Annotated in this window: 12 protein-coding genes and 2 tRNA genes; 6 read left to right on the top strand and 8 right to left on the bottom strand. The window is 64.3% G+C overall.

The genetic code is table 11. The annotated features are described in order from the left end of the window. Positions 1–14 precede the first annotated feature (14 nt). Both rpoZ and QHG62_RS12940 read left to right on the top strand, forming a co-directional pair. Positions 15–218, top strand: coding sequence for a DNA-directed RNA polymerase subunit omega (gene rpoZ, locus QHG62_RS12945; RefSeq protein ID WP_021009011.1), 204 nt, complete (start codon positions 15–17; stop codon positions 216–218). A 93-nt stretch (positions 219–311) separates the two neighbouring features. After that, on the top strand, positions 312–2567 hold the full coding sequence (locus tag QHG62_RS12940) for a RelA/SpoT family protein (RefSeq protein WP_281151222.1): 2256 nt from the start codon (positions 312–314) through the stop codon (positions 2565–2567). 26 nt (positions 2568–2593) lie between these two features. Here QHG62_RS12940 and greB read toward each other — a convergent pair whose 3' ends face one another. Then, positions 2594–3172 (bottom strand): transcription elongation factor GreB, encoded by a 579-nt coding sequence (greB, locus tag QHG62_RS12935; RefSeq protein ID WP_281151221.1) that lies wholly within the window; start codon positions 3170–3172, stop codon positions 2594–2596. Positions 3173–3291: 119 nt separating this feature from the next. After that, the gene (locus QHG62_RS12930) at positions 3292–3741 is read right to left on the bottom strand and encodes a hypothetical protein (protein ID WP_281151219.1); all 450 of its coding nucleotides are present in this window, start codon (positions 3739–3741) and stop codon (positions 3292–3294) included. 191 nt (positions 3742–3932) lie between these two features. Between QHG62_RS12930 and QHG62_RS12925 the strand changes: the two genes are divergently transcribed. Continuing rightward, positions 3933–4196, top strand: coding sequence for a hypothetical protein (locus QHG62_RS12925; protein WP_281151218.1), 264 nt, complete (start codon positions 3933–3935; stop codon positions 4194–4196). Between the two features lie 56 nt (positions 4197–4252). On the opposite strand, the gene QHG62_RS12920 is transcribed toward QHG62_RS12925, so the two are convergent. The 3 genes from QHG62_RS12920 to hrcA form a co-directional block, all read right to left on the bottom strand. Further along, positions 4253–4329: transfer RNA gene (locus QHG62_RS12920), tRNA-Arg, on the bottom strand. 63 nt (positions 4330–4392) lie between these two features. Then, positions 4393–4469: transfer RNA gene (locus QHG62_RS12915), tRNA-Ile, on the bottom strand. A 32-nt stretch (positions 4470–4501) separates the two neighbouring features. Further along, on the bottom strand, positions 4502–5509 hold the full coding sequence (gene hrcA / locus QHG62_RS12910) for a heat-inducible transcriptional repressor HrcA (protein WP_281151216.1): 1008 nt from the start codon (positions 5507–5509) through the stop codon (positions 4502–4504). Between the two features lie 28 nt (positions 5510–5537). Here hrcA and QHG62_RS12905 point away from each other — a divergent pair, with 28 nt between their 5' ends. The 3 genes from QHG62_RS12905 to rapZ are packed head-to-tail and all read left to right on the top strand — an operon-like array spanning position 5538 to position 9008. After that, positions 5538–6452: an NAD kinase gene (locus tag QHG62_RS12905; protein ID WP_281151214.1), complete on the top strand. Its 915-nt coding sequence runs from the start codon at positions 5538–5540 to the stop codon at positions 6450–6452. Between the two features lies 1 nt (position 6453). After that, positions 6454–8133, top strand: a complete 1680-nt coding sequence (gene recN, locus QHG62_RS12900; RefSeq protein ID WP_281151212.1) for a DNA repair protein RecN — start codon at positions 6454–6456, stop codon at positions 8131–8133. Beyond that, entirely contained in the window at positions 8133–9008 is an 876-nt protein-coding gene (gene rapZ / locus QHG62_RS12895) for an RNase adapter RapZ (protein WP_281151211.1), read from the top strand. Before recN ends, rapZ begins: the two co-directional genes overlap by 1 nt. 28 nt (positions 9009–9036) lie before the next feature. On the opposite strand, the gene mutY is transcribed toward rapZ, so the two are convergent. From mutY to mutM, 3 genes are all read right to left on the bottom strand, one after another. After that, the gene (gene mutY, locus QHG62_RS12890; protein WP_281151210.1) at positions 9037–10071 is read right to left on the bottom strand and encodes an A/G-specific adenine glycosylase; all 1035 of its coding nucleotides are present in this window, start codon (positions 10069–10071) and stop codon (positions 9037–9039) included. 37 nt (positions 10072–10108) lie between these two features. Beyond that, positions 10109–12070 (bottom strand): dynamin family protein, encoded by a 1962-nt coding sequence (locus QHG62_RS12885; RefSeq protein WP_281151209.1) that lies wholly within the window; start codon positions 12068–12070, stop codon positions 10109–10111. Between the two features lie 89 nt (positions 12071–12159). Continuing rightward, positions 12160–12972, bottom strand: coding sequence for a bifunctional DNA-formamidopyrimidine glycosylase/DNA-(apurinic or apyrimidinic site) lyase (gene mutM / locus QHG62_RS12880; protein WP_281151208.1), 813 nt, complete (start codon positions 12970–12972; stop codon positions 12160–12162). Between the last annotated feature and the right edge of the window lie 49 nt (positions 12973–13021).

Below are 13021 nucleotides of genomic sequence, written 5' to 3'. Positions count from 1 at the left end.
GAAAGATTCTGATCATGGCCCGCATCACCGTCGAAGATTGTCTGCTTCAGATCCCCAACCGCTTCCAGCTGGTTCTGGCCGCCACCTACCGTGCGCGCATGCTGAGCCAAGGCCATGCGCCCAAGATCGAGAGCAAGAACAAGCCCGCCGTCACTGCCCTGCGCGAAATTGCCGAAGGCAAGATCGGCATTGAAATGCTCAAGAAGGTGCCGGGCTGATCTGACGCAGCCCTGCAACGAAAAGGCACCGCAAAGCGGTGCTTTTTTTACGTCTGGACGCGGCCATACAGCAGCCACGCTAAAGTGGTAGTTATGAGCGCGGTTGCCAAACATCAGTCCCATGCCCCTTCGGGCACGCCAAAGCCGAGCCCGGCGGCGCTGAATGCGGCCGCCGCAAGCTTTGCCGCGCTGACGGCCAGGCTCGATTACCTGAGCCCTGAAGACACCGAGCTGGTCCGCCGCGCCTACCGCTTTGCCGACGAGGCCCACCTGGGCCAGCTGCGCAACAGCGGCGAGCCCTACATTACGCACCCGATTGCCGTGGCGGCGCAATGCGCCGAATGGAAGCTCGACGCGCAGGCCCTGATGGCCGCCCTGCTGCACGACGCCATCGAAGACTGCGGTGTCACCAAGCCGGAGTTGATCGAACGCTTCGGTGCCCCGGTTGCCGAACTGGTCGACGGGCTCACCAAACTGGACAAGCTGCAGTTCAACACGCGCGAAGAAAACCAGGCCGAATCGTTCCGCAAGATGCTGCTGGCCATGGCGCGCGACGTGCGCGTCATTCTGGTGAAGCTGGCCGACCGCACGCACAACATGCGCACGCTGGACGATGCGCCGCGCGAAAAATGGGCCCGCATCTCGCGCGAAACGCTCGAGATCTATGCGCCCATCGCGCACCGGCTTGGCCTGAACCAGACGTATCGGGAGCTGCAGGAGCTGTCGTTCCGCCACATGAAGCCTTGGCGCTACGCCACGTTGTCCAAGGCGGTGGCCAAGGCGCGGGGCCGACGGCGCGACCTGATCCAGAAAGTGCAGAAAGAGGTCGAAACGGCCTTCTCGGCCGCCGGCATGACGCTGCGGATTGCGGGCCGCGAAAAAACGCTCTATTCCATCTACCGCAAGATGGAAGAAAAGCACCTGAGCTTTGCCCAGGTGACCGACATCTACGGTTTTCGGCTGATCGTGCCGAACGTGATTGCCTGCTACACGGGCTTGGGCATCCTGCACCAGATGTACAAGCCGCTGCCGGGCAAGTTCAAGGACCACATCGCCATTGCCAAGCTCAACGGCTACCAGTCGCTGCACACCACGCTGGTGGGCCCGGCGGGTGTGAACGTGGAGTTTCAGCTGCGCACCGAGGCCATGCACGTGGTGGCCGAATCGGGCGTGGCGGCGCATTGGCTGTACAAGGCCGCCGAACCCAATGCGGCCAGCAACGACCGGCTGGGCACCAAGTGGCTGCAGTCGCTGCTCGACATCCAGGACGAAACCCGCGACGCGGCCGAGTTCTGGGACCACGTCAAGGTCGACCTGTTTCCCGATGCGGTCTACGTGTTCACGCCCAAGAGCCAGATTCTGGCGCTGCCGCGCGGCGCCACGGTGGTCGACTTTGCCTACGCCATTCACAGCAACATCGGCGACCACACCTCCGCCGCGCGCATCAACGGCGACCAGGTGCCGCTGCGCACCGAGCTGAAGAACGGCGACGTGGTCGAGGTGATTACCGCGCCCGTATCAACGCCCAATCCGGCCTGGCTCGGCTTTGTGCGAACCGGGCGCGCGCGCTCCAAGATCCGCCACTATTTGAAGACGCTGGCGCACGCCGAATCCGAAGGGCTGGGCGAAAAGCTGCTGGCGCAGGCGCTGCGCGCCGAAGGGCTGAGCAAGCTGCCGGCCGACGATGCCGAGCATCAGGCGCTGTGGGAAAAGTTGCTGCGCTTCACCGGCAACCGCACCCGCGCCGAGCTGCTGACCGACATCGGCCTGGGCAAGCGAATTGCCAGCATCGTCGCCAAGCGGCTCGTGGCGATGCTCTCCGAACTGGGCGAGCGGCCGGATGCGCTGCTGCTGAGCCGCGAGCGCTTCATTTCGCACGAAACCATTTCGCAGGGCGCCGTGACCCTGGACGGCAGCGAGAACTCTTCCGTTCGCTTTGCGCTGTGCTGTCGGCCAATTCCGGGCGATGAGATCGTCGGTTACCTGGGGCATGGCGAAGGCCTGGTGGTGCACACCGAAAGCTGCGGCGTGGGCCAACGCCTGCGCCACAAGGACAGCGAGCGCTTCTTCGCGGTCGAATGGGCCGACGAGCCCACCCGTGCTTTCGAAACCGGCGTGGTAATTACCGTGCGCAACGACAAGGGCGTGCTCGCACGGGTGGCCGCAACGCTGGCCGATGCCGAGGCAGACATCACGCACGTCGAAATGGCCGATGAAACGCCGCAGGATTCGACCGACCTGCGCTTTGTGATTGCCGTGCGCGATCGGAGCCACCTCGACGCGGTGTTGCGCGCGGCACGGCGAACTGCCTCGGTGCTGACGGCCGCGCGGACGGTTCCCGCGCCCTGAAATTCCGCCTGAAACCGGCGGCGCGCTTACGGCGCAGTGCCTGAACCCGGAGCGGGATAGCTCACAGACAGCAGCTCGACCTCGTGCGTGCCGCCCGGCGTCACAAGCTTCACCACATCGCCTTCGCGTGACTTGAGCAAAGCCCTGGCAATGGGTGAGATCCAGCTGACTTGCGATTGGGCGCTGTCCGCTTCGTCGATGCCCAGGATGGTCACGCTGCGTTCGTCACCCGTTTCATCGGCATAGCGCACCGTGGCGCCAAAGAAAACCTGATCGCTGCCATGGTGCACCGAGGGGTCGGTCACCTCGGCAATCTCGAGCCGCTTGGTCAGAAAGCGGATGCGGCGGTCGATTTCCCGCAGGCGCTTTTTGCCGTAGAGGTAATCGCCATTTTCCGAGCGGTCGCCGTTCTTGGCGGCCCAATGCACCGCCTCGACGACCTTGGGGCGCTCTTCGTCCATCAATTGCAGCAATTCGTCGCGCAGCCGGGCATATCCGGCTGGCGTGATGTAGTTCTTGCTGCCGCTGGGCAGCGCCGGGCCGGCGCTTTCGCCGCCGTCGTCGTCTTCGCCGGCGTCGGTTTCCTTGGTGAATGCTTTGCTCAACGCAAAACCTCCGAATTTAAAAAGGCCCGCAACTTTCGTTGCAGGCCTTCATGATGAAAGTGCGATGGACAGATATTGTGCCCCGATTGCCTCACCCTTTACCTCTCACCGCTCACCCCTCACCCCATATCCGAGCGCTTGCAGTCGAAGACCACGCTTTGCTCCACGGCTCGCAGCGCCGGCACCTTGCTCACGTACACCACGCTGGCGCTCATCAGGTGCCATTCGGTGGTCTTGACCAGCCTGAACAGATTGGTCGCCTCGACGCCAACAGTTGGAATGGAATTGAAGACATAAATGGGCTCACCGGACTGGCTCTCTTCCATGTTCACCAGATCCGCCCGCATCTTGCCCATGGTCTCGGTGTCTTTTGTTCTGGAGCGAACAACGTCGATGTTGACGGTACGCGAGTGCTCGTCGATTGAAATCCGGCGAATCGGATTGAAAGGCGATCCGGCTGCGTTGCTTGCGCCCGGAACGCAGGTGATCTTTCCCGCCCAGACCGGGCCCGCGGCTAAAAAAAGCAGGAAGAGGAACGGAAATGCGCGTGTTCTTGCGTGAGTACCCATGGTTCACTCTATGCCGTTTTCCTGCGCACCGAGGTCCGGCATATCCCGTCGGTTCTATTTGTTACCAGATCAATAAACGTTAACATTTTTCATTTCGCGTGAAAAAAGTCACGGTACTCAGTCCTACGCCTAGTTACAGATGAGTGGGGCGAGAGGGAAGCTCGCAACTCTACTGACTCTGGCGGGAAGCAATGGTCACTCAGGTCATTCACAACGCGACGATCACGTTGCAGTTGCCGTTCGACATAAGCCCCACCGCGGAAGTCGCAGCGCTTCGCGCCGCCGGCATTCCGGTGGATGGGCTGGGCAATGCAACGTCGGGTTATCTGTTTGTGCGCACGACGGGCCGCAGCGCCAACCGAACGAACACGTTTCGGTGGTTTGCCACAAGCATTGGCAGAGAGCCGATCGATGTGACCACCCTGCCAGGAGATCCCTCCCTGGCATGCGGCTAGACGCCAGCCAAAGAAAAAGGGTTAGGACACGTTGATGTCCTAACCCTTTAAGAGAGTGGTGCGGCTGGCAGGAATTGAACCCACGACCCCTTGGTTCGTAGCCAAGTACTCTATCCAACTGAGCTACAGCCGCACAGCTATCGATTATAGCATCCATTTTTGCCCCTGGCCGGACCAGATCAGAAATGAATGCGAGTGGTAGGCCGTGATGGGCTTGAACCATCGACCAACGGATTATGAGTCCGCTGCTCTAACCAACTGAGCTAACGGCCCACGAGAGACCCCGATTCTATTCGCCGTGCGGCTTACTTGCGGTGGCTCAGCGCGTTGCTGACCAGGCGCGAGGTGATGTCGACGATCTGGATCATGCGCTCATAGGGCATGCGGGTCGGGCCGATGACGCCCAGAGTGCCCACGACCTGCCCATCGACCTCGTAGTTGGCGCTGACGATGGAAAGCTCTTCGATGGGCACCACCTGGCTCTCGCCGCCGATGAAGATGCGCACGCCCTCGGCTTTGCTCGACACGTCGAGCAACCGCATGAGCTGCGCCTTTTGCTCGAACAGTTCGAAGGCGCGGCGCAGTTGTCCCATGTCGCTGGAAAAATCGGTCACGGAAAGCAGGTTGCGCTCGCCCGAGATCACAACGTCGTCTTCCTGCGCCTCGGTGAGCACCTCGGAGCTGACCTTGACGGCCGCCTGCATCAACGCGGCAATTTCGCCGCGCAGCTTCTCGACTTCTGACTGAAGCCGGTCGCGCACCTGCTCGATGGTCAGGCCCGCATAGTGGGCGTTGATGTAGTTCGACGCCTCGACAAGTTGCGACTGCGTGTAGTCCGCCTCGGGAAAGATCACGCGGTTTTGCACGTCGCCGTCCGGCGAGACGATGATCACCAGCAGCCGCCGCTCGGAGAGCTTCAGGAACTCGATCTGCTTGAACACCGACGCGCGCCGCGGCGCCATGACCACGCCCACGAACTGCGACAGGTTGGACAGCAGGCTGGCGGCGTTCGCAATCACCTTCTGCGGCTGGTCGGGCGCAAGGCTCGGCGCGCTCATCTGCTCGCGCTCGGCAGTGAGCATGGTGTCGACGAAGAGCCGGTAGCCACGGGCCGTGGGAATGCGGCCGGCGGAGGTGTGGGGGCTTGCAATCAACCCCAGCGCCTCGAGGTCCGACATGACGTTGCGGATGGTCGCGGGTGAAAGGTCCAGCCCCGGCGCGCGCGACAAAGTCCGCGACCCGACCGGTTGGCCTTCGGCGATGTAACGCTCCACCAATGTCTTCAGGAGCAACTTGGCACGGTCGTCCAGCATTGCAAGATTTTAGTGTTGTAATTTGTACATGACTTCTCGCTTCCGCAATGTCGCCCTGATCGGCAAATACCAGGCTTCAGGCGCCAGGGCGCAGGCGGATGCGCGCGACGGCGTCATGGAAGATATTGGCGCGTTCCTGGAATCGCAAGGGTGCACGGTTTTTGTCGAGAAATCTGCTGCTGCGGAAGCCGCCGATGCGGACGCCATCGCAGGCGGCCGCTACGAGCCGCTGAGCGTTGCAGAAATCGGGCAGCGCTGCGACCTGGGCCTGGTGGTGGGAGGCGACGGCACCATGCTGGGCATTGGCCGGCAACTGGCGTGCTACGGCATTCCGCTGATCGGCATCAACCGCGGACGGCTCGGCTTCATCACCGACATTCCGATCGACAACTACCAGGCCACGCTGATTCCCATGCTGGCCGGCGAATACGAAGAAGACCACCGCAGCCTCATGCATGCGCAGGTCATACGCGACGGTGTATCGGTTTTCGATGCGCTGGCCATGAACGATGTGGTGGTGAACCGCGACTCCACCTCGGGCATGGTCGAGCTGCGGGTTTCGGTGGGCCGGCATTTCGTGGCCAACCAGCGCGCCGACGGGCTGATCATTGCGTCTCCAACGGGCTCGACGGCCTATGCGCTGTCGGCCGGGGGGCCGCTGCTGCATCCGGCGGTACCGGGCTGGGTGCTGGTGCCCATTGCACCGCACACGCTGTCGAACCGCCCGGTGCTGCTGCCGGACGCGGACGAGATCGTGATCGAACTGGTGTCGGGGCGCGGCGCCAGCGCCAATTTCGACATGCAATCCCTGGCTTCGCTCGCCATCGGCGACCGGGTGGTGGTGCGGCGCTCCGACTTCCGGGTGCGCTTTCTGCACCCGCGGGGCTGGAGCTACTTCGACACGCTGCGCAAAAAACTTCATTGGAACGAAGGGGGCTCCTGAGATGGCGCTGCGACGCATCGCACTGCGCGACTTCGTGATCGTGCGATCACTCGAACTCGACCTGTCCGCCGGCTTTACGGTACTCACCGGCGAAACCGGCGCGGGCAAATCCATATTGATCGACGCGCTTCAACTGGCGCTGGGCAACCGTGCCGATGCAGGCGCGGTGCGCGAGGGTGCCGAGCGCCTGGACGTGAGCGCCGAATTCGACGCCGATCCGGCCTTTGCAGACTGGCTCGACGAAGGCGGGTTCGAGTCCGGCGACGCCCTGCTGCTGCGCCGCACGGTGGACCTGCAAGGCCGCAGCCGCGGCTGGATCAACGGCAGCCCGGCCACGGCCACGCAGCTGCGGGAACTCGGCGACCGCCTGCTCGACATTCACGGCCAACATGCATGGCAAAGCCTCACGCGCCCCGAGGCCGTGCGCGGCCTGCTCGACGCGTATGCCGGCGTGCGCACCGATGCGCTGGACGCCGCCTGGCACAGCTGGCGGCAGGCAATCTCCGCACTCGACAACGCGCGCTCCGCGCAAGATTCGCTGCAGCGCGAGCGCGAACGGCTGCAATGGCAGATTGCCGAGGTCATGAAGCTGGCGCCGGCCGAAGGCGAGTGGGAAGAGCTTTCGACCAACCACGCACGCGTCTCGAACGCCCAGGCGCTGATCGATGCGGCGCAGGGCGCAAGCCAGGCATTGGAAGACGACGACAACGGCGCCCTGGCAGCGCTTTCGCGGGCGGTAACGCTGCTGCAGAACTGCGAGCACATCGAGCCCGAATTCCGCGCACTGGGCGAGGTGCTGGCCTCCAGCGTGGCGCAGGCCTCCGACGCCGCGCATTCGCTGCACGGCTACCTGCGCGACGCCGAGGCCGATCCGCAGCGCCTTGCCGAACTGGACGAGCGCATGGGCTTGTGGATGTCTCTGGCCCGCCGCTACAAGCGCACGCCCGACGACCTGCCCGCGCTGCTGGCCGGTTGGCAAGCCGAGTTGAAGGCGCTGGACGCGCAAAGCGATCTCGAAAGCCTGGAGCGTGCCGAGCAAACCGCGCAGCAGGGCTACATGAAGGAAGCCAAGGCGCTTGCCAAGTTGCGTAAGCAGGCCGCGCCGCGCCTGTCCGAAGCGGTCACGCAGGCCATGCAGGGGCTGGGCATGCAGGGCGGCCGGTTCGAAGTCGAACTGCAGCCGCTCGCGCAGCCGGGCCGCGCGGGGCTCGAAGACGTCGCCTTTCTGGTGAGCGGGCATCCGGGCAGCACGCCCCGCCCCATCGGCAAGGTGGCTTCGGGCGGCGAGCTCTCCCGCATTGCCTTGGCCATTGCGGTCACCACAAGCCAGCTTGGCGCCGCGCAAACGCTGATCTTCGACGAGGTCGATGCCGGGGTGGGTGGGGCTGTCGCCGAGACCGTGGGGCGCCTCATGAAGCAGCTCGGGCGCGACCGCCAGGTGCTGGCCGTCACCCACCTGCCGCAAGTCGCTGCCTGTGCCGATCACCACCTGGTGGTGGCCAAGCGGCAGACCGCCGCGGCCGGCCAGGACGGCCCGCGGACCGAAAGCGGCGTTTCGCGGCTAGACGACGAAAACCGCGCCCGCGAAATCGCCCGCATGCTCGGCGGCGAGAAGGTTTCGAACACCTCGCTGGCGCACGCCCGCGAAATGCTGGGCCACAAGACTTCGGCAACGCTGTAATGAACCTCGATCTGGTGCTCATCACCGGCATGTCGGGCTCAGGCAAGTCCGTAGCCCTGCACGCGCTGGAAGACGCAGGCTACTACTGTGTCGACAACCTTCCACCCGAACTGCTGAGCCCTTTCATCGCGCTGCAGCAAGAGCAAGAAGCCAAGCGCGTGGCCATTGCCATGGACGTGCGCAGCGGCGTGTCGCTACCGATCGTTCCGCAGCAGCTCGAAGCGTTGCGCCAGGACGGTGTTTCGCTGCGTTCGCTGTTTCTCGACGCCACCACCGATGCGCTGCTGCGGCGCTATTCCGAGACTCGCCGGCGGCATCCGCTGTCGCGCCAGGAGGGCCGCACCGATGCCCCGGAGCAGGAGCGCGCGCTGGTGCAGGCCATTGAACTGGAGCGCGAGCTGCTGGCCGACTTGCGCGACGGCGCCGACGTGATCGACACCAGCCTGATACGGCCGGCGCAGCTGCAGAGCTACATCAAGGCATTGATCTCCGCGCCGCAGAGCGCACTGACGCTGGTGTTCGAATCGTTCGCTTTCAAGCGCGGCGTGCCGCTGGACGCCGACTACGTGTTCGATGTGCGCATGCTCCCCAACCCGCATTACGTGCCCACCCTGCGGCCGCTGACGGGCCGCGACACGCCGGTGATCGAGTGGCTGCGCGAACACGAAGACGTGGCGCGCATGTACGACGATATCGAGCAGTTTCTTTCGCGCTGGCTGGATGCGCTGGCGCGAGACCATCGCAGCTATGTGACGGTGGCCATCGGCTGCACCGGCGGCCAGCATCGATCGGTGTTCCTGGTCGAACAGCTGGCACGCGCGTTCGGCGCACGTTGGGGCGCCCTCAAGCGGCATCGCGAGCTGGACGCGATCTGAACTCGCCCACAGCCGGCAGTTCCCGGAGCTAGCCCCCGCTGCTTTCCAGCAGCTTGCGCATCGGTGCCGGCAGCCCGAGCCGGCCCCATTCCTCCGCCTCCACCCAGCGCGCGGTCTCGCCTTGCGGCTGCCCGCCCTGGAGCATCACAGGGTGAAGATGCAAGTCCTTGTGGGTCAGCACGTGCACGAAAGACGGCAGGTCTTGCGCCTTGCGCTGCGCGGCCGGCGGCAGTGCGGCCAGCAGGTCTTCGCGGCTGTCGAACACCGGCAGGCAATAGAGCCCGGCCCAGATTCCCTTGGCAGGCCGCTTCTCCAGCCAGACACGGCCTTGCACATCGCGCGCCAGCAGCGCCCAGAGCGACTGGGCGCTGCGTTTCAGCTTGCGGGTCTTGACGGGATAACGCTCCGGCTGCCCTTCTCGCAAGCCGGTGCAGATGCTGTTCACCGGGCAGATCATGCAGCTTGGCTTGCGCGGAAGGCACACCGTGGCGCCCAGGTCCATCACGCCTTGCGTATAGCTTGCAATGTCTTCTTTTTGCCCGTCGGGCGGAAGCAGCTGGGTGGCCTTGTCCCACAGCGCGCGCTCCTGCGCCGACGAAGACATGTCTCCGCCAAAGCCGAGCATGCGCGTGAGCACGCGCTTCACGTTGCCGTCGAGAATTGCGACGCGCTCGCCGAAGCAGAAGGCTGCAATTGCCGATGCGGTGGAACGGCCAATGCCGGGCAAGGTGGTGAGCTCGGCGGCGGTGCGAGGAAACTCGCCGCCAAAGCGCGCCACAACCTCCTGGGCGCAGCGGTGCATGTTGCGCGCCCGGCTGTAGTAGCCCAGGCCGCTCCAGAGCCCGAACACCTCGTCCTCGGTGCCGTCGGCCAACGCCCGCACCGTCGGAAACCGTTCGAGAAAACGCGCAAAGTAACCGAGCACCGTCGAAACCTGCGTCTGCTGGAGCATGACCTCCGACAGCCACACGCGGTACGGATCGCGCGTGTTCTGCCACGGCAACTCGCTGCGGCCGTGGCTGCGCTGCCAGGCCACCACGCGCTGCGCGAAATCGGGCGGCATGTGCAACTCTTGCGTCGCGCCGCCGGACACCGGACGATCAGGCCGCACGCAGTTCGCCGATGGCGGCCGGAGCAGCCGGCTTTCCCTGATGCGTGATCATCGAAGTGAATTCATTCAGCCGAAGATGCAACTCGGCCAGGCTGCTCTCTTGCGCGGCAAGCTCGAGCAAACGCTCGTCGAGATTGCCCGCCGCGTTCTGGATGCGTTCGATCGCCTGGATGCGCTTGCTGAAAGTGCGGCGGCGCTCCTTCAGCTGTGCGTCGATCTGCGCGCTTGCACCTTTGCTCCAACGCTCGACCTCGGTCATGGCCGCTTCGTTGACCAGCCGCAGCCGGCTCGCAAGCGCGCGCACCAGCTTGTCGCAGAAATCCGCCTGCGCCAGCCTCAGCAGATTGCCGACGCTCAGGTAGTGGATGTGGCTGCGCTCGATCTGGCTCAGCTCCTGCTCGAAGCTCGTCAGGTCGGGCTCCGCAGGCGCCTGCAAGTTGAAGCCCTGCTCCGCGTTGAGCTGACGAAAGGTGGCGTGCAGCATCGACTGGATCTCGGCCGTGGTCGCCTGCACTTCGCGCAGGTTGTTGCGCAACGAATCGAAGGTCTCGCCGTACACCTTGCGCACGTTGAGCTTGATGCCGGGGCGCTTGAGCGCGGTCGAAAGCCGCACCATGTCGGCCTTGAGCGCGGTACGGCCGAGCACGGCATATACCTCGCGCAGCAGCTTGCCCTGCACGGAGCGCAGCGCGAGGATGCGCGTGTTGCTGCCTTCGAACTCGGTCTGCTCCTGGTCGATGCGCGAACGCATGTGGCGGATGACGGAAACGTTCTTGCCGCGCAGCCCCTGCAGTTCGAGCGCCTGCTCGGAAAGATCGCGCTGGCGTACTTTCAGGATGCGTTCGGCCTCGGCGCGCAATGCCACCATGCCTGCATCGACGGCAAGCCGCAGCATCGTTTCGCGCTTGCCGAGCACGCCTTCGGCGAGCAGCGTTTCGAGCGCCAGCAGACGGCTGGCCTCGAGCAGCCGGCCATCGCGCTGTATCTTTGCCTGCAGGCCCTTTTGCGCCGAAACCGGCAGCACCTGCACCAGCGGAACCTCGAGAAACTTGGCCGCCACTTCACGCTGGCGCTCGATCTGCATTTCGATCTGCGCGGGCGTGCTGAGCGTGTCCCACATGGTGTCGATCTTGTTGAGCACCACGAAGCGCGTGTCGCTGCCTTCGCTCTCGGTGACCAGGTGCTCGCGCCAGATGGACAGGTCGGAACGCGTCACGCCGGTTTCGGCACCAAGAATGAAGACGACCGCATGCGCCTGCGGAATGAGGCTCACCGTGAGTTCGGGCTCGGCGCCAATCGCGTTCAGGCCCGGCGTGTCCAGAATGACCAGTCCCTGCTCCAGCAGGGGGTGAGGCATGTTCAGGATGGCATGGCGCCAGCGCGGAATTTCGACACGGCCTTCGGCGTCCTGCACCGGGTTGTCGTCGGGCGTTTCTTCGTTCCAGAAACCCAGCGCGTTCGCCTCGTCCTTGCTGACCCAGCGAACTTCGGCCACCTTGCCCATGGCCTGGGCGAGTTGCTCGGCGTTCTCCACGTCGATTGCAATTTCAGTCCAGCGCGTGGGCTTTTCACGCCAATGCGTGAGCGAATGGGGTTCGAGCCGGGTTTCGATCGGCAGCAGCCGCAGCTTGGGCGACACCGCGGCGTCGTAGCCCAGCTCGGTCGGGCACATCGTCGTGCGCCCCGCGCTGGCCGGCATGATGCGCCGCCCGTAGCCGGCGAAGAAGATCGCGTTGATCAGCTCCGACTTGCCGCGCGAGAACTCGGCCACGAAAGCGACCATGACCTTGCTGTTGCGAATCTGCAGCTCGAGGCCGCGCAGGCGCTCGGCCACGGCCTGGTCGAGCAGCTCGTTCTCGGTCAGCCAGCGGGACAGCCACTGGAGGCGGTGAGCAAAATTGCTTCGCCAAGCGCCGTGCTGATCGAGTTGTTGGTTGAAAGAGCGGCTCAAAGGGAATATGTAAGAAACAACTTACAAATATAGCATCGCAAGCTGTGGAGCAACCGTTTACGGGATATTCGGACGTGGACGCCGAAACACTATTTTTGACAATTCGGGCAATAGTAAGTCGAACGCTGCCCTTGGCGTAGCTGCCGTATCGGCGTTGCGCAGACCCGACAAGGCTCGCCGGCCCGGCCGTAGACCGTGGCTTCGAGCTGGAAATAGCCGTTTTGCCCGTCCACATTGGAGAAGTCGCGCAGCGTGCTGCCGCCCTTCTCTACCGCCCTGGCCAGAATTTCGCGTACCGCCGCATACAGCTTGGCTGCCCGTGGCCGGCTGATGCGTGCGGCAGAGAGCGTCGGGCGAATCCCCGCCTGGAACAGCGCCTCCGACGCATAGATGTTGCCGACGCCCACCACCACGTCGCCCGCAAGCAGCACCTGCTTAACGGCGGTGCGGCGCTTTCGAAGGCCGGCGTGGAACGCGTCGAAATCGAATGCGTCGCCCAGCGGCTCCATGCCCAGCCCGCCCAGCAGCTTGACGGCCCAGGGCGCGGCCTCGTCCTCGGCATAGACCACGGCGCCAAAGCGGCGCGGATCGTTGAGCCGCAGGGTGCCCCGGTCGGTCACCAGATCGAAGTGATCGTGAACACTGGGTGGCGGCAGCGCCACATCGAAGCGCAGGCTGCCCGACATACCCAGGTGCAACAGCAGCAGGCCGCGGTCCAGGTCGATCAGCAAGTACTTGCCGCGCCGGCGCACTTGCAGCACCTGCCGCCCCACCAGCGCCTCGGGCGCGACCATCAGCGCCCAGCGCAAGGGCTTGCCGATGCGCACCGCATCGATGCGTGCGCCGGCAATGCGTTCGGCAAAACCGCGCCGCGTCACTTCAACTTCGGGAAGCTCAGGCATAAGAATAAAAACTCCGGGCTGCATGAAGCCCCACGCGGTGCTCGCTCAA

The sequence above is a fragment of the Variovorax paradoxus genome, assembly GCF_029919115.1.
Lineage (GTDB): Bacteria > Pseudomonadota > Gammaproteobacteria > Burkholderiales > Burkholderiaceae_C > Variovorax > Variovorax paradoxus_O.
Note: the sequence above shows the minus strand (reverse complement) of the source record. Positions and strands in the feature narration are given on the sequence as shown.

Excerpts from the sequence above, each read along its gene's own strand:
- rpoZ (WP_021009011.1), top strand. The coding sequence starts at position 15 with ATGGCCCGCATCACCGTCGAAGATTGTCTGCTTCAGATCCCCAACCGC.
- QHG62_RS12940 (WP_281151222.1), top strand. The coding sequence starts at position 312 with ATGAGCGCGGTTGCCAAACATCAGTCCCATGCCCCTTCGGGCACGCCA.
- QHG62_RS12930 (WP_281151219.1), bottom strand. The coding sequence starts at position 3,741 with ATGGGTACTCACGCAAGAACACGCGCATTTCCGTTCCTCTTCCTGCTT.
- QHG62_RS12925 (WP_281151218.1), top strand. The coding sequence starts at position 3,933 with ATGGTCACTCAGGTCATTCACAACGCGACGATCACGTTGCAGTTGCCG.
- hrcA (WP_281151216.1), bottom strand. The coding sequence starts at position 5,509 with ATGCTGGACGACCGTGCCAAGTTGCTCCTGAAGACATTGGTGGAGCGT.
- QHG62_RS12905 (WP_281151214.1), top strand. The coding sequence starts at position 5,538 with ATGACTTCTCGCTTCCGCAATGTCGCCCTGATCGGCAAATACCAGGCT.
- recN (WP_281151212.1), top strand. The coding sequence starts at position 6,454 with ATGGCGCTGCGACGCATCGCACTGCGCGACTTCGTGATCGTGCGATCA.
- rapZ (WP_281151211.1), top strand. The coding sequence starts at position 8,133 with ATGAACCTCGATCTGGTGCTCATCACCGGCATGTCGGGCTCAGGCAAG.
- mutY (WP_281151210.1), bottom strand. The coding sequence starts at position 10,071 with ATGCCGCCCGATTTCGCGCAGCGCGTGGTGGCCTGGCAGCGCAGCCAC.
- mutM (WP_281151208.1), bottom strand. The coding sequence starts at position 12,972 with ATGCCTGAGCTTCCCGAAGTTGAAGTGACGCGGCGCGGTTTTGCCGAA.